This is a genomic window from Vibrio sp. NFR (genome assembly GCF_027587095.1).
Lineage (GTDB): Bacteria > Pseudomonadota > Gammaproteobacteria > Enterobacterales > Vibrionaceae > Vibrio > Vibrio harveyi.
Map to the genome: position 1 here is coordinate 1 of NZ_JAPPTN010000004.1, position 24,593 is coordinate 24,593.

A 24,593-nucleotide genomic window follows, 5' to 3' on the forward strand; every position below is an offset into this window, starting at 1 on the left:
CTAGGTACTGCGACGATCAACTGGACGCCACAGGTTGGCACTCACACCCAATGGGAAGGTTTAGTTCAAGTGGCAGCGGTAGCCGATTCAGTGAAGAGCGTAGAGTTAACGCTGCAAGGCTTTGAGGATGCAACTGGCAATGCTGGTGAATCGTTCACATCGAGTAAGGCGTTAACTATCACACCAACAATTACTCTCGAAACTATCAACGATGTATCAGGTGCGACAACGGTAACCGTCAATGGTACCAGTACTCGTTTTGAGGTAGATGACACAATCGAAATCAAAGCTGTTGATAGTGCTGGCGTAGAAGTAACAGGGAATACACTTGTGCTTGTCGGCGGAGCATGGACGATCGATTTAGACCTTTCAACCCTAAAAGATGGTGTCATTACTGTCTCCGCAAAAGGCACTAACGCGTTATCTGCTACAGCTGATGAGGAGAGCACAACATTCAATTACGACAGTACGACGGCTCTTGTTATTCCAACGTCTTGGGGTAAACATCATGGTGATATCCCCTTGCTTAATGCAGCCTAATTGAAAGCGAGCTCTTAGCTCGCTTTTTTTACCTAGATTTAAGTGATCTAAATCAAACGATTCGCTTTTTATAATAATTTAACCGGATGATTCAATGGTCTTTCTACAAGGTGAATTATCTAGAATACCTATAAGTATTTTGTTTTTAGATGGTGTTGGTGTGATTGTGGTGGTCAATTTAGATATGTAATGGTGAATATGCCACGTTGAGAATATGTCGCAATATTATATAGTTACGGCTGATTGCTATACCCCAAGTATAGAGTTCTGCAAACGATAGGGTACAACCTATCACTTGTGTAATCGTATTGAAGTGACACCAACCTAGCATCACGTCAAAACGGTTATGCGTTTTTGTGGGTGTGATAAGCACTCACCTTTTTATTCACGCTTTCTCAGTAGTAATTAACCAACCAACGTATTGTTACTGGGGAAGCTGCTCCCTTTAGAGCCTTGGCTTGCCGCTATATTTTGGTCTATTGAAATTGTTAACTTCTGCCCAAAAACGAAAAAAAACCGATTTCTGAAAATATAACTTTTGAAAGGTTTGGGTGGTTATTGTGCCTTTATTGCTAGTGATAATTACCAATAAGCCTGTCTTTTTGTTGTTTTTAATGGTTTTAACCTTTTCGTCGTTTTCTCTATCTGATTGAATGTTATAAATTTAATTAGTAGCATTGAGCCACCAAATCGTACTTGTAAGCCTTATCAGCTTAAATGTCACCGCAACCATATTTACGATGTTGGTTGTGGAGAATCCAAATGCATTTAGTTTGCAAATTTATACCTAGCTCGAAGCTATCCTCCAACGAGCTATCTTATGTTCTTACGCCAGACGAGTGTATAGGGCAGCTTTCGCGTTTGCGAAATTCAGATGACATTCTTAGAAACCTCCCTAAAGAGTTTGCGCAAAAGATTTCTCTCTCTGCCAAGAAAACGACCAGCGGATTGTTAGCTGCGATCAGAATCGAATTGGGCAAAGGTAGCTGGGTTCCATTATCTTCCTTCGCTCGTAGGTCGCCATTAACGGATTCTCAGTTGCAAAGTTTCCCTAGGCTTAAAACACTCGTTGACTCTGTTTCTGCTTCGAATGAAAGCAAAGTTTTCAAAGCGGGTTATAAGCAGGTTACTGATGATGTAGCTCTAGTCCGCAGTTACACGCATGTACCTTCTGAGCCAAGCCCAGAACAAAAAATTGTTGTCGAATTTGCAGGGCAGTGGGCTAGCAATGCAGCATGTTTGATGTTGGGTAAAACCGAAGCTCAAAAAGAAAAAGTGACTGTAGGCAAGGCCGATACCGAGAACAAACACCGCAGCCTCGCGACGTTTAAAGATCTCGATGCTGAAGGCAAAACGCTTTATATCAAAATCCCTTGTTCCGACCAGCCTCAGCCAATCTTGCTTAAACTCGCCGAAGACCTGCAGCCCGTTGATCAAGAAACGCAGATGGACGAGTGGGATAACGTGTTGGTGCCTTTGGTTCCAGTTCATAAAAGTGATTCAGGGTATGTATCTATTGAAAGCGGTTATATTTATGTCGTTTGGCAATCAGAAGTTTGGCGAGAAATCCAAGTTCAAAACGACGGACGCTTTTCTGATGTCGATCTATCACTCTACCAAAGCACTAAGTCCTCGCCTCAAAGATCAGTCGATATTAGCTTATATGACGAAGACTCCGAAGCATTTCTGTCAGGGGAAGCGTTTCAGTTGTACCAAGACGGTAAAAAAGTCTATGAGGGTGTGTTGGACGAATATGCTTGCGCCCGTGTTTTTGGTCTTACTGCAGAAGAAGTTGAGGTAGTGGTCGCTGATTGGCCTAACGAAGGCGAAACATACACAGAATTACTTCAAACCGAGTTGAGTCCATTTAAGGCTGGAAGTAAAACTAAGAGAGAGCCGCTTGGTGTTCCTTTGCCTCATATTTGGCTTCCATACAAAATAAACGGCAGCGTACAAAGTGATGTTGCTCTTTATTATTCTCGGGCTCAACTCAATACTCAGCAACTCAATGAATTAAAGAGCGGGAATAACGAGAAAGCGATTAAAGTAGACCTCAGTGATTATTCTTCTGCTCATAACTTTGATGCGAGCTCCGAACCTGTGATTTCGCTGCCGAATCTAGATACTCAAGTGCTAAGCAAATCAGATTACAATGTCGTCAGTCAAAAAGAGCAGGGTGTTGCTGCTGCTGTTGTTAACTCCCCAAGTGAAGGCATTGTAATCACGTATAAAAGCAACCCTCAGTGCGATCAACCGGATGATTATTTCCAACTGACGTGTGTTGATGAAACATGGAGCCAAAAGATTTTTTTGCGCGAGGCTGAGTTTGTGGATCAGTATTGTAAAGAAGTCGTGTTTAGTGGTTGGTTACCAGAAGTTAAAAGGGTCAATCTAACCCGTCATTGCAGATCTCATAACTCAGATAAAACGGTCTTAATGTCAGTAATTTATCAAGACATTGAACTCACGGAACTATTATAAAATGAAACGAACAACGTTAAGTATCACACTTCTTTCGACAGTTATGTTATTAGCAGGCTGTGGTGACGAAAGTAATCAAGCTTCGAATGTTGCAACTACACAATCCGTAGAAAAAGAACCTACTCAGAAGGCTTGTTACGATGTCGGTGAAACAACGTCACTCGATCGCAAAGATGTAACCGGACCACGCTGCCAATGGCAAAGTGAGCACAACTTTATTGTTTACTCTGAAGATCTGTCCAAGCCTGAATACCCAGGTACACTTCCCGTAAAACCAGGCTATGCTGTTCGCAGAGCAAAAGAGTGGCCTCGTGAAGACTTGTCTGATGCGAGCTCTTATGACAAACCTCGAATTCAGTTTTGGTGGAATAATGTCAGCTCACGAGACCCTCTCGTAAACGATTACGAAAATGGCTACAAAATTTGGAGCGTGAAAATTGATGGGACAGATTTACGTTTAGTTACGGATGATATGCCAAGTATGGCGTCACCTCAGACCTTTGTGACGAGCCGTTCCCCTAATAATCGTTATGTGGCATACGCATACAGTTATGGCGAGCCTCTGATAAAAGCGATCTTTGACTTAAAAACGCAACAGACCATTCAGTTGGGCAGTGCGCGCACCAAGCCATATTTGGTCTGGGCGGATGACTCTAGCTACATCTATTTCTCAGACGGTTTTAAGCGCTATAAATACACACTCGCGACAGGAATCAAAGAAGAGGTAGACGTACCGTTGTCTGAAAATACGGTCATTGTAGACGGCAAATTAATCAATGCCGCGGGCTTGGGGGTTGGGGTTTATGACGCCAAGACACTCAAACGCTTATACACTATTTTACCTGAAAAAGAGTTTGAAGACTCCGTCGATATTGAAAAGCGTATCTACCGCCAAATTGCGATCAGCCCTAATGGTAAGTATGTATGGGGAATAAACTCGTATCGTAAGGTGCTGATCAACGTTGAAGAAAAAACGTGGCTTGCGTTTTCTAAGGAAGGCGATGAAAAGAACGTTTATGCTAAAGTGGGCAATATCAGTAACAACGGTAATGAAACACAAAGAGGAGCAGCAATAATAACCATAAGACGTTATGGGCCAGATCTCCGTTATGAAATGAATGGAAATGGTGCTCAGTCATGGAAGGTGATTCAATCTGGTCAAAACACGATAACACCAGTGTTATATAATGCCGATGCTAATTATGGACGCTTTCTGGAGGTAGATAACGATGAGTAATAACTTTAAGTATTTACCAACAGATGTCTATTTGTTCGGTGTCGATTTTCCTAATATTGGGGATGCACAGAACCCTCAATATAGAGCGATTAATATCGAAAAAGATCTGACCTCATTAGAAGAGTTGAAAAATATCCGCCCTATGTCACGTCTTCCTATTGCCATAAATTTAGGTGAGGAAAGCGCTGCTCTTTGGGCGACAGACGATTTAGGCCGTTTACATGTACTCGGTGATTCAACGCAGAAAAACCCAAAAACCAACGTCAATCAGGTTTTGGCACTGCGTTCGCCCGTACATGAACTAACACAGAAGACGTATAAGCTGTCTTTTCCTGAATGGTCAATGCTTACAGAGTTGGCGATTGGTGCGCAGAGTAAGGCTCGCCCAATCAAAAAGGCGTGCGCAGACCTCGCTTCTATCTTAGAAAAGCTAAAGGGGTATGGCGGTGATCAAACGCTTAACTCGCTAGAAAAAAAAGTGGAATATGCTGTTACAGAAGTAAAGCGTTCACAGCTCGCACCAAAATATGAAGTAGGTACTCAAGCGCTAACTGATGAGCAAGTTACATATAACAAATGGTATGACTCTGTACCTGAAGATAAGCCCATTCGTGGTTTTATCGTGCCAACTTTTTCATTTCTCGCTGTAGCGTTTTCAACCGATGATTATGACCTCGCTATTGTTGATGTAAAGCGTTTCGACGAGACAACGAGTACACATAAAAGCTTACAAGAAGAGGACACTGTAACGCAGGCTAAACTTGATAAAATCAGCGGTTCGCATCGTCCAATCGCGTTGTTTCCGTTGGCGTCAGAGGATTTTACTGATGGCATGTACACCATTGAAGTGGTTTTCGACCGAGAGTCTGCAGGTAAAATTCCCGAATTTGCCCAGAATGCCACTAATGTAACCAAAGAGTATGATGAGTTTGGACTTATCTCCAGAGTCACCTACGAGCTACGAGAGTACATCACGCTTAGCCAAACGACACCGTTTGGTAAGATCGCGGTTGTTGCGGGCGACATGATCTCACTTGAAGAGTCTTTGATATACCAATTTCCTACGCAGTTTAAAGCTCTACAAGCCTTCCGGATGGGGGAGCTTGAAAACCTAGAGAATAGCGGAACGACTGCCAGTATGAGTGCAGCGCTGTGGGAGATTGGAACAAAAGTTACACCAAGTTTGGTTAATGCTGGCATTAATATTCATCAAAATCCCTCAAGTAAACACGACGTGATTGGAAGTTTAGCAAATACGTTTTGGGGGCAAGTAGACAAGGGCGCTTTACCCCCAGCCATGATTTCGGCATTGGAGTTTTCATTTGGGGTATCGGCGACTGCAGCAGCTTACCAAACTCTTCAAGATTTACGCCAAGCAGCATCGGAATCTGAGCGTGCAGCTCAAGTGGGCTTAAAAACGCTTCTCAAAGAGAAAGGGTTTGATAAAAGTAAGTTCTTTACCAAGGTTATTGAACCTGCGAGAAATGGTAATGCCCACGTTGTGGCGGGGAGTGCTGCTAGAACGTGGTTGACAGGTAACGGCAGTGTCAAAAGCTTTTTGTCGCCCTTTGCTGGTGCCGGGCTCAATGCAATTAACACCTTCTATGAGATAAAAGAGATCACTGACAAAACCGAGCAATTACGCTTAGCAGAAGAGAAAGCTAAACTCAGGAAAAGTTATTTTGAGCAGGTATCACGTGATTATCTGAACTGGGTACCAGTCTGGAAAGAAAGTCTGAAGAGCGGGGAATTACTACTTAAGCAAATCATAGATAAGTTAGGCGACAATGTAACGTTTACTGACAGCATTCCGAATGACGTTGCTGAAGACAGTGCAATGTTTGTTCAAGACCATAAAGGTGCCGGTTTACGCTTGGTTTTTCCTTTTGATAACAATCAGGTTCAAGCCCCTCACTTGTCATATTTGGCTGCTGTTGATAAAGAATTATCCAAGATTCCAAATGCCGTTGTTGAAATCGAAGGGCATGCCTGTCAAAACGGTGATTCAGAATATAACCAAAACCTTTCGCAACAGCGAGCGCAGCATGTTGCTGAGTTCTTTTCTTCAGTCAGTGACATTCGATTTTTTGGCGAACGTCGACCGATAGTCGAGGTACCAAACAACGAAATCAAACGCGAAAACGCTCAACTTAATATTAACCGACGTGTTGAGGTTCGAATCTACCTACAAGAGTTTGCGGCGAGAATTCCACCGAGTCGACTCGGCTTTAAGGCTATGGAGCAAGCGCGTTTAGCTCAGTTAAATGCGAACTTGGGAGAAGAAGCAATTGCAAAAGAGCTCAAGCTAGCTATCTTCGAGATGATCGTTGGTATGGCTTGCTATGTTCCGATAATAGGACAGGCAGCAAGAGGCTTTTTCGTTGTCAAAGAAGGCGGGAAAATGCTGATGAGTGGCGCCCAGTTGCTAGACTCTGCGCTCTTCGATTATTACTTGTCTTCCTACAACGAAGTTAGAAAAAGCATATCTGCGATTGAACAACTTAGCCATGAAACCACAGAGATTATTGATTCATTGGCTGAAATTAATACTCAATTGACCGAGATGTATTTTACGTCTTCAGAGGCGTTAGTTGAGCACCTAGGAAAAGCAACGGGTGCAAAGGAGTTGATTAAGCGCTATCAACGCCGTGCACTTGCTATTAATGGTTTGGTGCTTTTGATTCAAAGAGCTTGTGCTGAGGGCGAACAAGAGTTCACAAAGCAGTGGCGAGTATTAGCCATTGATGAATACATTCAGCGATATATTGAAACCGATGGCTGGATATTAAACACAGAGTTAAAAGAAAACTTGTGTAACTTGTGGCTCCAAGAACTCATGCGTCGTGAGGGACACAAGCAATTAGTTGAAAGTTACGGTGAAGAAATAGCGGAACAAATCATTACTCGTAACAAAGCCAACTATATTGCTCCAAAAAGGAAAGATGTTTCTGGGGCGTTTAATGTCGCGTTTCCAGTGCAAGACAAGCTCTATAATCGCGATCAACAACGGGGCTTAGTGGAGTTTGCGACACAGTTTAATGTTGAGTCTAAAAGATTATCAGAAGAGGACCTAGGGTTCGTTAGGTTATTAGTCTCTGAGCCTCATGACAATTCTAAATGGGTCACCTTTGATGAGTGGGAGAAGGCACGATTAAAAGCAAATAAAAAGGTGCGATTATCGCCTTTCCACCGTTTGAAGTGGCAAATGGTGTTAGGCAAACAAAGTCTAAAACAGATGACGTCAAATGTGTTTCAGTGTGAGATGTCTTATCAGCGCACTGACGGTTTACTTAATACCAGTGGGCCTAAGTTTAATTTGATGTTCAAACCGATGAAACACGAGGAATTTAGTGTAGACCCCAAAGGTGAGTTGGCCGAATTTTTTGAGGCGGAAAAAGCAGATAGCAAAGTCCTTATTGGTTGTGAGTTTGAGCCGTATTTTTACTTTGGTGATGATGTCTTCTCTGGAGTGAAGCCTTTGATCGCCAAGCATGATTTAGTCGATTATAGCGGCTACTTATCTAAAGTTGCTCTCGGTCCGATTTTTGGGCAGGTGATAAAAATTGACTCCCAACAAGATGTACTCAAAGAATATGTAAACAGCGGTGGCTTCAAAAATATGACCTATGAGTTCACTCTCTCTGGAAGCAACTATAAGCTACCAGTACGAGTGGACAAGACAGTCGGACGATTTATTACGTCACCTAGACAGATTCCTGTAGGGGTTGATACAAACCATAACTATACACTCTCTGCTAAATCGGGCTTTTTGGCGAACGGAAATAGTGTGTCAGAGAAAGATTTGTTAACGCTAGATTTTGTCTTACATAGTAAAGTTCATAAAGGCCCGACAAAGCCTGTTATCGATGACATTAAGCACAGTGCGATTGCGGTCAACTACGGGAATAAACGACAGTTTATGAACGAGGACAGTATGTTCACTACTGCAGATGAGCTAAAAGGCTTTGATTGGACTTCGAAGAAGTCATTCGCTATGGAAGTTATGCTCATTGGTGGCAAGCATAGAAAAGAGTCGTATCAGGGCCAAAATCTTGAATGGCAGAGTGTTCCAGTTTCACTAAAGCTCTCAACCACTTTTGATAATGAAGCCGTATTTGGATCTGAAACTACCTCTGGTCCTGAGCATCTAAGTAACCTTACTTATATTGGGATACTAAAGAAGGACGGTTCTAAATGGATGCTAGATGACAGCGATGTGATTAACAAAAATATAAGCGCAGATTTTGTCTCTGAGGCTCTATCCAACATAGACATGGAAGAAGATTTCGGTGGTAAGGTCGTCTACGCGTCTCGATTCGAGTTCGCATTTAAAGCGCTGAACGGGCAAGAAATCAAGGGACTTCGACCATTTGGCCCCGTTGTTTCGACATCTGGTAGATTCCAAGAAGCAGTTCTAAAGGTGTCCTCTCTAACACAACGCAATACAGCGGAAAAGACGCCGTTCAAACTTGGAAGCTTTGAGATGTCGTTAGGCAGGCAGTACAAAAATGTAGATGAATTATCTTATTTTTCTGATTGTGAAGACCCAAGCTATAAAGTTGATAAAGATATGTACATCAACTGGGCAAAACTGAAACCAGACGAGCGTACAGAACGTTTGGTAACTTGGATTAGAGACCCATACTTGGCAACCATAATTGAAGCGTCGATTCTCAACAAATAAAAAAACCGCCTTCGGGCGGTTTTTCTTTTCTTATCAATGAAAACTGAAGTAGGAGTTCTCGTTTCTCCAATCAACCCGCTGCAGAAATATCGTATTTCTTCATCTTATGGTTGAGGGTACTCATTGGTAGAGCCAACTGTTCGGCGGCTTTCTTGGTGTGCCAGTTGCAGGCATTTAAGCAGTCGATGATCACTGTACGCTCGTACTGACTGACCACTTCCTTAAGACCCATCAAGCCATCGTCAGAATCAGAACGCCTTGGTTCTTGAACTGGCTGTTCAGGTTGCTCGGTAACAGGGGAGACAGCATTAACTTCGAAGCTTGGCACATCTTCTAGTATTTGTTCACCAAACTCAATGTGAGTGATGGTTTCAAAATCGGACAGTAGCACTGAGCGTTCGATGATGTTTTTAAGCTCACGCACGTTACCCGGGTATGGGTACGCAAGAAGCTGCTTTCGTACGTTGGCACTTAAGCCTGGTGCCTGTGGTAAACCTAACGTGTTAGTCGTGTGCTGAACAAAATGTTCCGCAAGTGGAATAATGTCCGACTGACGTGCTCTCAGTGGTGGTAAGGTAATCGGGAATACATTCAAACGATAGAACAAATCGGCACGGAAGCCACCATCTTTGATTCGCTGCATGAGATTACAGTGGGTGGCCGCGATTACGCGAACGTCTACCTCAATCTCTTTGCTAGCACCGATAGGGCGAACCTTACGCTCTTGTAGCACACGCAAAAGCTTTGCTTGCAGTAGCATTGGCATATCGCCGATCTCATCTAAGAAAAGCGTACCACCATTGGCTGCTTCAAACAGACCGACTTTGTCTTTATCTGCACCAGTGAATGAGCCTTTCTTATGACCGAAGAGTTCCGATTCTAATAATTGCTCTGGGATTGCGGCACAGTTCTGAACGATCAAAGGCTGCTCTGCTCGGTTAGAGTTTTCGTGAATGTATTTCGCGATCACTTCTTTACCAGCGCCCGTTTCACCACGCAATAACACATCGACAGGAAGGGATAACACCTTATCAAGTCGATTCAAGACATTGAGCATTTCTTCGCTCTCTGCAATAGGACCCTGATAGGTTTTTTGGGTACGCTTTTTGAGTTGAGTGTTCTCACGAAGCAGTGCTTGGTTATCGGCACTCAGGCTTTTGATCACTTGCCCATATTGCTCTAACCAAACCGCTTGGCGAATATTGCTTGCGGCCATGCGACAGAACTCGGTGAGTGCGGCTTCGTTGTCGATAACGCTCAAATCGAGCAAGACCAAGAGTCCAATGGTCTTACTTGCGCTGTCGATCAGCGGCCAAGCCAGTAAATTCTCGCTTTTTAATCCCAGCGTCTGCTCAGTTTGATAGATACTGTCACAGTCATAGCCGTTGTACTTATACAACTCGTTAATCAACACCACCTCACCATTGCGAATGGCAAAGTTAAATGGGTCGTTCTCACTAGCGGAATCTATCTGCAATGCCTCCCAAGGGTGGGAAACAATCGTTTTATCGTTATGGTGAGCGGTACTTGGAATTAACGCCTGGCCAGTCTGATCCAAAACAAAAATGATGCCGTGCTTTGCGAGGGTCATTTGTCTCGCAGCAGTCAACACGGCATCTAAGGTTTGGGTAAGCTGGCTGCGATCAGCCAAAGATTGACTGATCGCAAGTAGGGCGCTGCTAAGTTCGCTATGGTTAGCTGAACGCATAGGTTAGTGTTCCTTGCTCATCGACAGACACTTCGATTTGCGTATGTGAATCATCCTTGTCATGCACTAGTAGCTGAGTCGATAGCTGAGGCAGTAGTTGACGGTTGATGACCGCATCAATGTTACGCGCGCCTGTTTCAGCAAGACGACAGTTACCAAGTACGAACTCAACCAAGTTATCTTCGTAGCTCAAAGACAACTTATGATGACTCTGTAGACGCTGAGAGACTTTGTTGAGTTTGTGGTGGATGATTTCTGTCATTGCCTCGTCAGACAGAGGCACAAACGGGAGTACCGACATACGTGCCAATAGCGCTGGTTTGAAATGCTGGTTCAAAGTAGGGCGGATAGCCTCTGCGATGATGTTGGCATCAATGTCTTTTGATTGATGAACCAAAGATTCAATCTCATGCGTTGCAAGGTTGCTAGTCATGATGATTAGCGTGTTCTTGAAGTCGATAGTACGACCTTCACCGTCGCTCAGTGTGCCTTTATCGAACACTTGGTAGAACAGGTTCAATACTTCTGGATCCGCTTTTTCAACTTCATCAAGCAGTACAACTGAGTATGGACGTTGACGAACGGCTTCTGTGAGCATGCCTCCTTCACCGTAGCCTACATAACCCGGAGGTGAACCGATTAGGCGAGATACCGTGTGCTTCTCTTGAAACTCAGACATGTTGATGGTCGTCATGAAGCGCTCACCACCAAACATTTGGTCGGCAATTGCACGAGCGGTTTCGGTTTTACCCACACCGCTTGGACCAACGAGCAGGAATACACCTGTCGGTGCGTCTGGGTTTCCTAGGCCGGCTTTTGCAGTTTGGATACCTTCAGACAGTGCATCGATAGCGTATTCTTGACCTTTGATGCTTTGTGCTAGGCTTTCTTTTAGTTTAAGAGTGGTTTCTGCTTCGTCTTGAAGCATCTTACCCATTGGAATACCAGTCCAGTCCGAGATCACGTGGCTGACTTCATCTGGACCCACTTCAAAGTGAACCAGTGGGTTGTCATTGCGGATTGCGTCTAGCTGTTCTTGGCAGGCTGAAATTGCAATGCGAACCGCTTCTTCATCCATTTCTGCGCATGGAGAAATGTCTTGCTCATGTTCTGATTCTTCATCAGTAATCTGCTGTTCTTCGTCGGTTTCACCAGACACTAACTCATGTAAACGAGAACGTAGTGCAATCATTTCTTCGATTTGCTCTTTCTCTTTGTGCCATTGTGCTTCTTGTTCTGCTAATTCTTCTTTTGTTGCTTCCATTGCCAGTTTTAGGTCTGGAATATTAGCAAGACTGTGTTTATCGCCTGTTTGTTGTAGCGCATCTCTCTCAAGGGCTTCGAGCTCGCGCTGTTGTGCAGCAAGCTCTTGTTGAAGTGTTTCTACAGACGCAGGAATGGCATTTAGACTGATGTTCACACGCGCGCATGCTGTATCTAGAACATCAATGGCTTTATCTGGCAGTTGGCGACCCGAAATGTAACGAGCTGAGAGCGCTGCAGCTGCGGTGATGGCATCATCGCGAACATATACATTGTGTGATTTTTCGTAAGCAGGGCGCAAACCACGGATGATCAATGCCGCTTGTTCCGGAGAAGGCTCGTCGAGTTTCACAAGTTGGAAACGACGCGCAAGGGCAGGATCTTTCTCGAAGTACTTTTTGTATTCCGACCAGGTTGTTGCTGCGATTGTCTTGACTTCACCACGGGCTAGTGCAGGCTTTAGCAAGTTTGCAGCATCGCTGCCGCCTGCTTGGTTACCGCCACCAACAAGTGTGTGTGCTTCATCGATGAAAAGAATGATAGGGGTTGGCGAGTTTTTCACTTCATCCAATACAGCGTTTAGGCGTTTCTCGAATTCACCTTTTACGCTTGCCCCGGCTTGTAGAAGTCCCATATCCAAGCCATAAAGCTCGACACCTTTTAGGTTGTCAGGCACATCGCCTTGCACGATCTTAAGTGCTAGTCCTTCAACGACGGCTGTTTTACCAACGCCAGGCTCACCAACCGCAATAGGGTTGTTTTTGCGACGACGGGCAAGAATGTCCACAATTTGGCGGATCTCTTGGTCACGGCAGAATACTGGATCGATTTCGCCTTTGCGTGCTTTACCAGTGAAGTCGGTCGTGAACTTGCTCAGTGCTGAGCCATCTTCACGAGCTTGAGTGTTTTCTGACGTGGCGACTTGCGCTTCGATAGAGTGGCTCGTTAGCTCTGCAAAGTTGCGTTTGAGACTATCAGGATTTAGGGCTTCAAGGATAGAGGCGTAACCGTGTTGACCGTAACGTAGAGGGTTGCTAACAAGAGTAAGGAGCAGAGCACCGGAGCGGATTTGTGTTTCAGACAGATCTAAAGAAGAAACCAGCCAGCTTTCTTGTAACCATTCAATTAATAAAGCAGAAAAAACGGGTTTGCTGCCATTCCCTTTGGCGTTGGTATCGAGAGTAGATCGAACCGATTGCCTTAATAAGTTCTCTGAACAATCAAAATGACTTAATAAGACGTCAAAATCACTATTTGGTCTTTCTAATAGACTCAATAAATAGTGCTCAATTTGAACTTCGTTTGCTTTTTCAGAAACTGCAAGTGCAGCTGCGTCTTCTAGTGCAACTTTTGCTATCGGGTGTAGACGCTGAATTAATGAAGAAAGGTTTATATTTATCATGACCATTTAATTCTTTAGAGGAAAAGATGTAATGGCTATTATACTAAAAGTGACAATGCTCTTTTTTTATCAAGATGTTTTAACTAGCGTTTATTGGTGATTTTAATGAGAGTATTAGTGGTAATATTTATCGTGGCGAATCATACTTTGTTATTTTGAATTAATTAATAGTGAATATAACCAAAAGGCTAGATTTATTAACTTTATTGTCTTGTTGTTATATGGTTATTTCCACTTTTTATATTCGAAACAATTTATTATTATTTGAATCCAATTTTTTGGTTTTTCAACCAATAAATTGTACTTAACAAATAGGTAAATAATGGCTGATTTCTTGTAAATTATTGTATTTTATTGTTTATTTTAGTTGGCATGGAGATTGAATATACCAAGTAGTCGCGGTGATAAGCGATTTGGTGATTAAACAAAACAGATTTTAGAAAAGGAAATAGCGATGCCAACTCCAGCATATATGTCTATCAACGGTGAAACTCAAGGTCACATTACAAAAGATACTTACTCTGCGGACTCTGTAGGTAACACATGGCAAGAAGCTCACGTTGATGAGTTCCTAGTGCAAGAGCTTGATCACGTGCTAACTGTTCCACGTGACCCACAAAGCGGTCAGCCAACTGGTCAGCGTGTACACCGCCCACTTGTTGTAACTAAAGTTCAAGACCGTTCTTCTCCACTACTATTCAACGCACTAGTATCTGGTGAAAAACTTCCTGAATGTGTGATTCGTTTCTACCGCACTTCAGTTCAAGGTAAGCAAGAGCACTACTACTCAATCAAACTGATTGATGCGCTACTTGTAGATATCCAAACTCGTATGAACCACTGTCAAGACGCAGCAACCGCAGACCGTGTGACAGAAGAAGTACTTAAGTTCACTTACCGTGCAATTGAAGTGACTCACGAAAACTGTGGTACAGCGGGTAACGACGACTGGCGTGCTCCACGCGAAGCTTAATTGCTCTTTGCGTAAAGATTCAGGGCCAACAATTGTTGGCCCTAATCCGATTATTTGTATCAGGTAAAAGATATGGTGAATGACGTAGAATTTAAATTTGAAGTGCCTGGATGTGGGCATGAATTTCGAGTAGAAAGTTTTCAAGTGAATGAAGAGCTTTCGAAACCTTTTCACATCAGTCTCTCATTACTTTCACTTGATCCAGATATCTCTTTTGATGCGTTAATACGAAAAGCGGGCACATTAACCCTTTATGGACAAGGTGTTGGTGCTGCACGTGTATTTAACGGTGTCGTGAATGAAGTTCGCTATTTGGGGACTGGGCGCCGTTTCTCTCGATACCAATTGGTTTTGGTGCCGCAAGCTTGGTTTTTATCTCAGCGTCAAGATTGTCGAATTTTCCAGCAGAAGTCTGCGCAAGATATTATTACTGAAGTGCTGGATGATGGGGCAGTCACCGATTATCGCTTCGAGCTTTCAGGCATATATCCTCCCAAAGAATACGTTCTTCAATATCGTGAATCGGACTTGCATTTCGTTCAGCGCATGATGGCTGAGCACGGTATGTGGTACTACTTCGACCATACTGATGCAAATCACACCATGGTAATAGTGGATAGTAATGATGCGATTGCACCTTTGGTGAGTTCGCCAATCAATGCTTCTTACATTGGACCGATTGTTTATCATGCTGATGGTGGTGGCGTTGCCGATCGTGAGCACATCTCCGATCTAGAGTTAGTTAACCGGGTGCGAACGGGTCAGGTTACGTACACGGATTATAACTATGAGCAACCAAAGATCCCGCAAGAGATGACGCATGCGGGCGATCTTGACCAAGACTTGAAGCAGTTTGATTACCCTGGTCGTTACGTGGATCCTGCGATGGGGCAGGTAAGAACGACGGAATGGATGTCTGAACATATTGTTGATAATCAACAGGTTGAAGCGAGCAGTGATGTGATGCGTTTAGCATCTGGTTACAGCTTTAATGTCAGTGAACATCCTCGCGCTGAAATCAACCGTGACTACCTCATGTTATCTGTCATGCACACAGGGCAAGATCCACAGGTGCATGAAGACGAAACGAGTGGTATGCCAACCACTTACTACAACCAGTTCTCTTGTATTCCACGCGATGTGGTATTTAGAGCGCCTAAATTGGCTGCACCTGTTGTTGATGGTCCACAAACCGCTGTTGTGGTTGGTCCTGCTGGTGAGGAGATCTACACCGATAAACTCGGACGAATTAAAGTTCAGTTCCATTGGGATCGCTATGGTGATAACGATGAGCACTCAAGCTGTTGGATTCGTGTAAGTCAATCGATGGCAGCGCCAACTTGGGGGGCTGTGTATTTGCCGCGTATTGGTCATGAAGTGGTCGTCACGTTCCTTGAGGGTGACCCAGATCGTCCGTTAGTGACTGGGGCTGTGTACAACGGTCTGCATTTCCCTCCTTATGCGCTACCTGAGAACAAAACGCGTACTACGTTCCGTACCCAAACACACAAGGGGACAGGCTACAACGAGCTGAGTTTTGAAGACGAAGCAAACCAAGAAGAAGTCTACATTCATGCTCAAAAAGATATGTCGACTAAAGTACTCAACAACCGTTACCGCGATATCGGTCAGGATGAGTTCTTAAAGGTAGCGCGTCATCAAACCAACGAAGTGCATGGTGACCACAAAGAAACCATTGATGGTCATAAGACTACGCAAGTAAACAGCACATTTACCGAGACCGTAGAGCAAGATGTAACCGTCACTTACAACGCCAACGAAACTCAGTATGTAAAGAATAACTCTGATTTAGAAATTGGCGATAACCGCACGACTAAGATCGGTAAAAACGACGATTTGGATGTGGGTGAAAACAGTAACCTGACGGTAGGGGCGTCTAAGAGTTCGGACATCGGTGCCGATGACAATCAAACCGTAGGCGGCAATTTAACGGTATCGGTCAAAGGTAACACATCATACAAAGCCGACGGTGCGACGCAAATCATCAGTGGTGACAAGATTGTGTTGAAAACAGGCGGCTCTTCATTAGTGATGAACAGTGATGGCTCAATCAAGCTGTCTGGCTCTTCAATCACCATTGAGGGCAGCGATAAAGTCGTCGTGAAGGGTGGTAACGTAGCGATTAACTAATGATGGAAAAACAACTACTTACTACAGAAACTATCACGAAACAGCAAGCCGATACTCCGGCTTGCTTTTCGCGCTTTGGAACCATAGTCGCCATCAACGAATCCACAGGCAGTGTTCGAGTTGATTTTGATGGAAATCCATTTAACCAGCCACTTACCGCAAGGTTAGGGCGTGGCTTTCGTCGTTCTGAGTTACAAATGGCCATCGATAACCAGTTAAGTTGTCGAATTGAATTCCTGAACGAAGACTTAAGCTTGCCATTCGTGACGGACATATTCTTTTCCATTTTGGATGATTCTGACGAATTTGTATTAAGAGCCAAAAAGATGGTGATTGAGACAGAACAGGAGCTGATCGTTAAAAGCGGAGAGACAGAAACTCGCTATAGTGGGCGCGATGGTCGTATCACCACAAAGGCTAAGTACGTCACCTCTCAAGCAGAAAAAGCACAAAAAATTCAAGGTGGAACGATAGCAATTAACTGAGCACAACGAGCTGATTGTTAATAACTAACTAACCATTACTAACTAATTGCTACTAGTTGACTGCTATCGCGTTCTCGTACGCTAACAATGGATAAGTAGATGCGACAAAGAATCGGTGTCGAGCACCTAAAGGCACCTATAACCAATCAAGACGTTGAAGGTGCGTTGGCGAAAGCCGAACGTGCAGTGAGCGACCTTTCCCAACTGCCAGCAACATGGCTGACCTTTTGCAACGAAAAGCTTTCTATCGCCTCAGAGAGCCTCGGATTCTTAATTAGGCAAAGAGTCCAAATTCATAAACGTGGTTATCCAAGTCGTGAATTGGAGTATCTCAAGCTCATTGAGCGCCAAATTGCTGAGCTCAAGCAGGTTTACTTATCGTTTTATCGATTAGCACCGGGGGTGATTCATCAATTAAGAAACCAAGAGCCAGAAATCTATACCTGGATCATGCTTCAAGGAGAGTTAGGCTCAGAGCTTGATAACCTTTTGTGTGGTCTGAGTTTACTCGAAGAGCTAGACAGGCATACCGCTATGGTGATTGTTACGCAATCGCCAGTAGAGCATATCGATAGTGTGATGTCTGAACTTATCGAAGGTAAAGTGAAAGCCAGCGCGTATTATTTTGAGTGCCTACGTGTCCGCCAAGCATTGAGTGTTGCGTTGATTAAACGTTGGCACAAAGCGGAAATCATCCTTTCCAATATCGCTTTGCCATTACTGGCGTTGCAGGATGTGGAAGAGGGTATTGAATGGATCAACGACAATGCTAATGGCGAACAGTATCTGTTTGAACGTTTGATTACTAAACGCGACCGAGGCACTTGGTTCCGTCAGTATTTTGGTACTGAACGGAGTCAGTTGCCTTCTGATCAAATACTCACTTTTGCAAAATTATTGGAGCTTAGAGAGTTTGAAGTGTTTGATATTTCTTCTTCGTTAGCTCCTGTCGATTTTGCACTGAGTGGGGATCACAGGCTAGTACCTAGAATCATCGATCACTTGCAAAGTTTAGAAGAAGATGAAGGCGAAGTTTGGATTCAAGCATTGTATGTGGTCTACGGAAAACTTCTTCCCCTGACTCCGCAAGACATTGGCGTTGAGCATGAGTGGGGAGAGATTATCGATTTGCTTAACGAGTGGGTGGAAGATGAAAAGTATGTCCAAAACCTACCCAGTCGTATGGGTTATGCATTGAGCTTCGAATCTACTTTAACGGCGATGCAAGATGCCAATGTTGATGTCATGTTCCGCGATTGGCTATGGCGTCAAATCTGTATTCAATCAAGAGCTTATGTGCCATGGGATATGGCTATGCCGATCCATCAGCAAGACTGGAACTTTAACAATTTAAAAGCCGCACCTTCGGCGATCGAACGATTCAACTTAAGGAATAGCAATGCAGTTATGGGATATTGAAGCGCACCCAGAGCTATCACTTAAAGGGCGTTTTCAACGTGATGAAAACGGCGATGAAGTGTGGGTTGTTGTCGCTAAACGTACTTGGCAATTCGATGGTGTGGTTTGGCACGAATTAGGTGAAAGTGAAATCTTCGATGATCCCCAATATTTGGGCGAAGAAGGCTTCTCTGCGATGAAAGTTGACCACGAGTTTGCGTATACCAAAGACAACACAGATGTACTTGTTTACGGCAAAGCGCGCAGCTACGCGAAAAAGCCAGTGACATACCAAGAGTGCCGAGTTCTGATTGATGGTCATATCGATAAGACTCTCGCTATCCACGGAGAGCGCGTGTGGGTTGAACACGGGGGGAGTATCACACTCAGTAAACCGACGCCCTTTATAGAAAGAGATATTGATTACACCTGCGCGATCGGTGGTGACTTACGTAACCGAATTGGCGGTGGTGTCGCTGATTCCAATAAAGTGTTACTTGAGCAGAAAGTGCCCTCGGTTTTCTACCCGAGAGAAGAGTGGAGTGCTACTTCAAAAAATCTGCGAGTGGCGGGCTTTGGACCTATTCCCCCATTTTTTGAGTCTCGCCAAAAACTGGCTGGTACGTTTGATGAAGATTGGATTGAAAATCGCAAACCAATGCTACCGCTGGACTTCGATAGGCGCTTTTTTCAAAGCGCGCCCACCGACCAACAATGCAAAGGTTTTCTTCATGGAGGCGAGCGTTTAATGATGAGCGGTTTTTGTCATGAGGACACGCTTTCATTCCGCATTCCTAAAGAGAAGTATCGTGCAACCGCCACTTTCAAAGACGGCAGCTACCAGGTCGATATGGCGATGTATACCTTGTTCGTTGATACTGAAAAGAAAGCCGTATCAATCACTTATACAGCCGCGTTTCCCTGTCAAGGCAAAGAACATTTGTTGGTCTCTACGTCTATCACCCTATTAGAAGAGGTAAGCGAGCATGCCTAATTCAACCGGTCGTTACGTGTTAGGCATGGAAGTCATGACGCCTACAGGAATGAACCTGGACGTTGCTACTAGCGTGGCTAAGGCGGACTTAGCTAGGTTTGATCAAATGGTCGGTAAAGACGGTATTGAACGATTTACGTTTGCCACAATCGAATACACGAAAGAGAGCGAATTATTTGGAAAAACCTGTGAGCTAACGGCTCACTTACTGGATTCCCTTTTGGTCCAACTACCTCGGTCCTTGAAGCCGATTCCGTTACTTATTTCTGTGCCAACGACAATTTCATTAGCGAAGATACAAGAGTGGCTCGGTGAAAGTGACTATTCTGACTTTCTTTCTGTGGTTGAAGCCGTGCATGCAAGCGGTCCTAGCTTCGTGCTACAGGCAATGAAGTCTATGGATAAATACGACGCCATGATGTGCATTAGCGTGGACTCTACGGTGAGTTCGATGCAAGAGCTTATTGACGATGCGATGGTAATGAGTACGAATAACCCATGGGGTGTTATTCCGAGTGAGGGGGGAGCGGGGTTAATTCTTTGCAGAAGAAATACTTTAGAAACATTGAAACTTAAGCCTCAAGCACAGCTTGGTTATATCGACACAGAACTGAATACCGCAGACCGAAGAGGCATGTTTAGACTTGTGCAGCGAGTGAGTAAAAAACTTGATTCGTTTGGTGAAGTTTATTCAGACATGACAAACCTGCGCGCGCATACGGAAGATTATGGTTTTGCTCTAGGTGCTAAAGCAGAACGCTTTATTGAACCAGAACAACCTAATCTTATCAATGAGTTATGGGGAACGATGGGCAGTTGTTCGGCACTTGCGCTGATTGCGTTTACGGTTAAAAATCATCACTTTAACCACCCGGCATCGTTATTAATGTTTGATTTTAATGGCGACAAAGGGATGCTTCAATTATTGGCATGCTAGTGTGATTCTTAAAGTAATATCCTTGAAGTCTTTTCAAGAACCTTTACTCGATAAAAACAACATAATTGATGTAGTGAAAGCGTAAGTTAATGAGTCTAATAACTTAGTAATTATCACTAAAGTAATAGGTTTACCGTTCGTTTTAAATACCAGCCTTGAAACAAGGATGTTTCAGCAAATATTATTTCGGCCTAATAATATTTGTTCGATAAAAGAGTGCAAAGTGTCAGATAAGCAGGGAGCAGCCAAAGGTTATATTGATCAATTGGTTGTTAAAGCCATTGAGAAAAAGAAACAGAACGAGCAAAGATTGGCGCAAAAAAATAAGCCAAAGCTTGAGTATGTACTTTTTTCACAATTTGATGTGCTAGACACACTGTTATCGAAAAATGGTAGGACGACCGTCTATCATCTCGCCAAAAAGGGTCAACCAGAAAAACAAATCTGCTGTAAAGTCGTCAATGAAGACGCCCCAGATATTGCCAATAAAATGTTGGTCAATGAAGCAAGCAGATTAGAGCTCTCTCAGCACCCAAGCGTCGCTGATTTTATTAAGATCGGTAACGAATTCGAACGCCCATATTTAATGTACGAGTGGATTCAAGGTGAATCACTGGCAGAGAAGATGGAACGCCATTCCTCTAAAGGTTTTCGCCACGACCACATTGCTTGGTTAGTGTATCAACTTGCGGGTGCGCTGGAGTTTATGCACACCCGAGGTATTTGCCATCTTGATATTAAGCCGTCAAATGTTCTTGTTAGTGAGGGCGACTACGTTAAGTTGATCGACTTTGGTGCCGCGCGCTACATCGGTGAAAACGAGTCTCATGCTGAAGCGAGTTTGAGTTATGCGTCACCCCTGTATCTCGAGACAGGTACGACAGAACCACAAGACGATGTTTATTCGCTCGCGCTATTAACTGGCCATCTCTTTATTGGTTCGATCTTTGGTGATGCTTGGCACAAACAGTTAAAAGATCGCAAACGTCCGGCATTAATTCCAAACCATATTTGGAAACTGCTTAAGCAGGTGATTAATAACCCAAGAGGACACGGCTACACGGCAATTTCCTTTGCCCAGCAACTTGCACGTATTGACACTCAATCTATTGATTCACAATCGAATGCACCTATTTTTAGCAGTTTACGCAATGCCGATTTATTACTGACACACTGTAAACCTCAAGATAAAGCGAGTTACGGTCGCTTTAAAGTGCTAGAAGCGAGTTTGGTATTGAGTGTGGTGGCAGTAACGGGTCACTACTTGTACCAGCAGAATCAGCCAGAGTGGAAAACGATCGTTAAGTCGCAGCCTATCTCGCAAACGGAAACACCACTGGTGAGCACCATCAAACCAGCGCAAACGGCTTCTTTTTTGGCTCAACCCCCTTGGGCGATTGAAACTGCACTTAACGATATGGAAAAAGACGTGATTTCGACTGCGCCTTATCGTGAAGCTTACCAAGTACAACAAATGAAACTGTCTAAGTTATACAAAAAGAATCAGGCTCAATTGACGTCTTATCAAGCTTTGGCGGATGAGTTACCAAAAACGCTGGTGGATTTACGCAAAGAGCTGGTCACGCTGCGAGAAAAACTCGTTGATGATGGAGCATTATTCCCATACGCAGACAAAACCTTGACCAAAGTGATGGCTGGTTTGAATGTTGCTTCGATAGATTCAATGAAGATCTCTGCTGTTGCAGGAAGTAAAGACGAACAGATTGCGAACTTAATCCTCGATGGCGAAGCAAAGCTTGCAGACGAAGAAATGAAAGCTGCTTGGTTATTAAATCAATCTGAAGCTTATTTCTATAGCCAAGTCTTGCCAAACAAAGTGATGGAAAATATCAATGCGTCTATCGATTCACACGCAAAAGATCACTTTTATACCAAAGCCATTGAAGAGGCTAAAGCCGCTAAAGCTTACTTTGGTAATACGCCAGAGCTCAACAAAAAGGTGACGGATCTCATTGTTGCTCGAAGCGAGTTCATTTTGTTTAGTACCGTCACTGAGCAATCCGTATTTGATAAGCAAAAGCTGCACGATTCACTATCCGACCTTGAGCGAAATGCCCCAAAGAAATTTGGCGAAATTACCGACCTGCTTGAGAGCATGGCTAGAGACTCCATTGATAAAAGTCATCAACTTTCTCGTCCTGCGCGTGGTGCAATCGCGGTTGAACGCGCTCTGAGAGACTACTTAGCAGAGGGGAGAAGTTAATGTCAGTCATTGAAATTGAACGCTTGCTCGCTCCCATCTCTGATTCCGCACCTGTAGGTGAGGATGCTCGCTACGAATTTTGCTATGAAATGATGGAATCCGAAGTAAAGAAATTCGGCTCATTGTTTGGTGAAACGGTAGATTGGAGCGTCGTAAAAACACATGCCACTGAAGTTCTAGAGCATCACAGCAAAGATTTAAAAGCAATTTGTTACCTCGTTCGCGCTCTAACAGAAGAGTTTGGACTGCAAGGCTTTGAACAAGGTCTGAAGCTGCTTAGTGAGGCGTTAAATCGTTTTGGTGTTGAACTGTATCCGTCGCGAAAGCGAGGTCGAGATGGCGCAGTGGAGTGGCTGAACCATCAATTTAAGTTGGTGAGCAGCAAGTTGGCTGAAAGCCCTCAGTCTTGGGAATTAGTTTCAAGTTGTATTTCAACCATCGAAGATGTGCAGCGTCAGTACGACGACGTTTATCAAGACTCGGAAGCGGACTTCTTCGAGATTCGTACGCAGTTAAATGTGTTGTCTCAACAAGTTGCTGTCGACAATCAGAGCGACGATGCAACAGCGACTCTAGAACAAGCGACACCAGCAGCACAGCCTGCCAAAGCCGAAGTGGTAGAAACGCCAGCGCAGAGTGATGTGCAAACTAGGGCATCTAACACGGTTTTGCAGACTTCTAAACCTGCACCAGTTAAGAAAGCCGTCACAAAAGAAGTCGATATCGATACGGACTTCTCGTCGCCAACCGCTTCGAAACGCACCTTGAAGAAAGTCGCGGAAGTGATGCTTCATGCCAACCCAAGTGATCCTCTGGCTTACCGAATTTATCGTCATCTAACGTGGGATGACATTGACGGTCTGCCTGATCATCAAAACAATCAAACGCCTTTGAGTTTGGCGGTATCGTCCGATCAACAAACGGAATACCGAGATAAAGCCAATCAAGAAAGCGATATCGACACCATCAAACGCTTGGAGCGCACATTAACTGATGCGCCGTTTTGGCTGACGGGTCACTACTTGGTGTCTTTGATGCTCAATAACTTGGGTTTTGATGACGCAGCAATTGCTGTGAAACAGGAAGTGAAGCGTTTTGTTGATTCGCTAGAGGGCATCGAGTACCTCACATTTAAGAATTCTTTGCCATTTGCAGATGAAGCTACCTTGAGCTGGTTATCGACTCAAGATGCAACTTCTTCGTCTTCTCAACCCGTTGTTCAAACGGTTGTGATTTCTGAAGAAGATTCGCTGCCGATGGAGGATATCACTCTAGAAAATCTAGGGGAATATGCCGCTGAACTTGCCCGCAAACTTGAGCTGGATAGCTCGGGACGTGGACAGTTCATGCTGTATTTACAATTGATAGCAGCTTACCAGTCTGTTGGATTATACCCGTTGTGTCTGCCTTATCTTGAGAAGGGTTGGGAAGTACAAAAAGCGTTTAATCTCGCGAGCTGGGAACCCCACTTATCTTCACAGTTAGAAGACCTGATTCGAAAAACACTCCATCAGTTATTCAGAAGTAAGGACCTTTTGCCTGAGAAGTATGAAGAGTGGAAAGCAATTTATGACTAATTAAAGAGTTAAATAAGGAACTAATTATGTCACGTGACGGCTCGGTGGCTCCTAAAGAGCGAATTAATATCCGTTATGTTCCAGCAACTGGTGATACGCAAGATGACGTAGAGCTGCCGCTGAGCATGATGGTTGTTGGTGATTTTACTGCACGTGCAGATGAGACGCCAATCGAAGAACGTACTCCAATCAATATCGATAAAGACAACTTTAACGAAGTGCTAGAAGGCATGTCTCCAAACGTTAAAGTTAACGTTGAAAACCGTCTTTCTGATGAAGAAGGTGGTCAAATCGGCGTTGATTTGACGTTCCAAAACATGAAGGACTTCTCTCCTGAAGCGATCGCGAAAAGCGTACCTGAGCTAAACAGCCTGCTTGAGCTTCGCGAGGCCTTAGTTGCACTTAAAGGTCCTCTAGGTAACGTTCCTGCGTTCCGTAAGAAGATCGCATCGGTTCTTCAAGATGAAGAAGCGAGAAAGAAACTGTTGGATGAACTAAGCATTGGCGATGACCAAGAAGCGAAAGAAGAGTAAGGGATA

At 44.0% G+C, this 24,593-nt stretch carries 15 protein-coding genes; 13 read left to right on the plus strand and 2 right to left on the minus strand.

Annotated elements, in window-relative coordinates:
- The 4 genes from OH463_RS08815 to OH463_RS08830 all read left to right on the plus strand — a co-directional run.
- Positions 1-540 (plus strand): hypothetical protein (locus OH463_RS08815; protein WP_269991012.1); only part of this gene is annotated, 540 nt, incomplete at its 5' end.
- A 762-nt stretch (positions 541-1,302) separates the two neighbouring features.
- Positions 1,303-3,021 (plus strand): hypothetical protein, encoded by a 1,719-nt coding sequence (locus OH463_RS08820; protein WP_269991013.1) that lies wholly within the window; start codon positions 1,303-1,305, stop codon positions 3,019-3,021.
- A 1-nt stretch (position 3,022) separates the two neighbouring features.
- Complete coding sequence (locus OH463_RS08825) at positions 3,023-4,258, plus strand: TolB family protein (protein ID WP_253649602.1); 1,236 nt, start codon at positions 3,023-3,025, stop codon at positions 4,256-4,258.
- A complete protein-coding gene (locus tag OH463_RS08830) occupies positions 4,251-8,942 on the plus strand; it encodes an OmpA family protein (RefSeq protein WP_269991015.1) in 4,692 nt (1,563 codons plus the stop codon). Before OH463_RS08825 ends, OH463_RS08830 begins: the two co-directional genes overlap by 8 nt.
- A 70-nt stretch (positions 8,943-9,012) precedes the next feature.
- Here the strand turns inward: OH463_RS08830 and OH463_RS08835 are convergent, their stop codons facing one another.
- Together OH463_RS08835 and tssH are read right to left on the minus strand one after the other, a co-directional pair.
- Complete coding sequence (locus OH463_RS08835; protein WP_050903711.1) at positions 9,013-10,650, minus strand: sigma-54 interaction domain-containing protein; 1,638 nt, start codon at positions 10,648-10,650, stop codon at positions 9,013-9,015.
- Positions 10,637-13,315: a type VI secretion system ATPase TssH gene (tssH, locus tag OH463_RS08840; RefSeq protein WP_269991017.1), complete on the minus strand. Its 2,679-nt coding sequence runs from the start codon at positions 13,313-13,315 to the stop codon at positions 10,637-10,639. The genes OH463_RS08835 and tssH overlap by 14 nt, the downstream gene beginning before the upstream one ends.
- A gap of 454 nt (positions 13,316-13,769) precedes the next feature.
- On the opposite strand from tssH, the gene OH463_RS08845 reads away from it, so the two are divergent.
- From OH463_RS08845 to tssB, 9 genes are all read left to right on the plus strand, one after another.
- The gene (locus OH463_RS08845) at positions 13,770-14,288 is read left to right on the plus strand and encodes an Hcp family type VI secretion system effector (RefSeq protein ID WP_005449492.1); all 519 of its coding nucleotides are present in this window, start codon (positions 13,770-13,772) and stop codon (positions 14,286-14,288) included.
- A 72-nt stretch (positions 14,289-14,360) separates the two neighbouring features.
- Positions 14,361-16,439, plus strand: a complete 2,079-nt coding sequence (tssI, locus tag OH463_RS08850; RefSeq protein ID WP_009696465.1) for a type VI secretion system Vgr family protein — start codon at positions 14,361-14,363, stop codon at positions 16,437-16,439.
- Positions 16,439-16,924 (plus strand): hypothetical protein, encoded by a 486-nt coding sequence (locus OH463_RS08855; RefSeq protein ID WP_187993646.1) that lies wholly within the window; start codon positions 16,439-16,441, stop codon positions 16,922-16,924. The genes tssI and OH463_RS08855 overlap by 1 nt, the downstream gene beginning before the upstream one ends.
- 99 nt (positions 16,925-17,023) lie before the next feature.
- Entirely contained in the window at positions 17,024-18,343 is a 1,320-nt protein-coding gene (locus OH463_RS08860; protein ID WP_269991019.1) for a hypothetical protein, read from the plus strand.
- Positions 18,324-19,316, plus strand: coding sequence for a DUF2169 family type VI secretion system accessory protein (locus OH463_RS08865; protein WP_269991021.1), 993 nt, complete (start codon positions 18,324-18,326; stop codon positions 19,314-19,316). The genes OH463_RS08860 and OH463_RS08865 overlap by 20 nt, the downstream gene beginning before the upstream one ends.
- Positions 19,309-20,253 (plus strand): hypothetical protein, encoded by a 945-nt coding sequence (locus tag OH463_RS08870; protein WP_269991023.1) that lies wholly within the window; start codon positions 19,309-19,311, stop codon positions 20,251-20,253. The genes OH463_RS08865 and OH463_RS08870 overlap by 8 nt, the downstream gene beginning before the upstream one ends.
- Before the next feature lie 223 nt (positions 20,254-20,476).
- Positions 20,477-22,477 carry a serine/threonine protein kinase gene (locus tag OH463_RS08875; RefSeq protein ID WP_050903531.1) on the plus strand — a complete coding sequence of 667 codons (2,001 nt, stop codon included), beginning with the start codon at positions 20,477-20,479 and terminating at the stop codon, positions 22,475-22,477.
- The gene (gene tssA, locus OH463_RS08880) at positions 22,477-24,054 is read left to right on the plus strand and encodes a type VI secretion system protein TssA (protein WP_050940858.1); all 1,578 of its coding nucleotides are present in this window, start codon (positions 22,477-22,479) and stop codon (positions 24,052-24,054) included. Before OH463_RS08875 ends, tssA begins: the two co-directional genes overlap by 1 nt.
- A gap of 26 nt (positions 24,055-24,080) precedes the next feature.
- On the plus strand, positions 24,081-24,587 hold the full coding sequence (tssB, locus tag OH463_RS08885; RefSeq protein ID WP_005449476.1) for a type VI secretion system contractile sheath small subunit: 507 nt from the start codon (positions 24,081-24,083) through the stop codon (positions 24,585-24,587).
- Positions 24,588-24,593: the final 6 nt, after the last annotated feature.

Bases quoted from the DNA above. Each gene is read 5' to 3' on its own strand.
- OH463_RS08820 (WP_269991013.1), top strand. From the start codon at position 1,303: ATGCATTTAGTTTGCAAATTTATACCTAGCTCGAAGCTATCCTCCAAC.
- OH463_RS08825 (WP_253649602.1), top strand. From the start codon at position 3,023: ATGAAACGAACAACGTTAAGTATCACACTTCTTTCGACAGTTATGTTA.
- OH463_RS08830 (WP_269991015.1), top strand. From the start codon at position 4,251: ATGAGTAATAACTTTAAGTATTTACCAACAGATGTCTATTTGTTCGGT.
- OH463_RS08835 (WP_050903711.1), bottom strand. From the start codon at position 10,650: ATGCGTTCAGCTAACCATAGCGAACTTAGCAGCGCCCTACTTGCGATC.
- tssH (WP_269991017.1), bottom strand. From the start codon at position 13,315: ATGATAAATATAAACCTTTCTTCATTAATTCAGCGTCTACACCCGATA.
- OH463_RS08845 (WP_005449492.1), top strand. From the start codon at position 13,770: ATGCCAACTCCAGCATATATGTCTATCAACGGTGAAACTCAAGGTCAC.
- tssI (WP_009696465.1), top strand. From the start codon at position 14,361: ATGGTGAATGACGTAGAATTTAAATTTGAAGTGCCTGGATGTGGGCAT.
- OH463_RS08855 (WP_187993646.1), top strand. From the start codon at position 16,439: ATGATGGAAAAACAACTACTTACTACAGAAACTATCACGAAACAGCAA.
- OH463_RS08860 (WP_269991019.1), top strand. From the start codon at position 17,024: ATGCGACAAAGAATCGGTGTCGAGCACCTAAAGGCACCTATAACCAAT.
- OH463_RS08865 (WP_269991021.1), top strand. From the start codon at position 18,324: ATGCAGTTATGGGATATTGAAGCGCACCCAGAGCTATCACTTAAAGGG.
- OH463_RS08870 (WP_269991023.1), top strand. From the start codon at position 19,309: ATGCCTAATTCAACCGGTCGTTACGTGTTAGGCATGGAAGTCATGACG.
- tssA (WP_050940858.1), top strand. From the start codon at position 22,477: ATGTCAGTCATTGAAATTGAACGCTTGCTCGCTCCCATCTCTGATTCC.
- tssB (WP_005449476.1), top strand. From the start codon at position 24,081: ATGTCACGTGACGGCTCGGTGGCTCCTAAAGAGCGAATTAATATCCGT.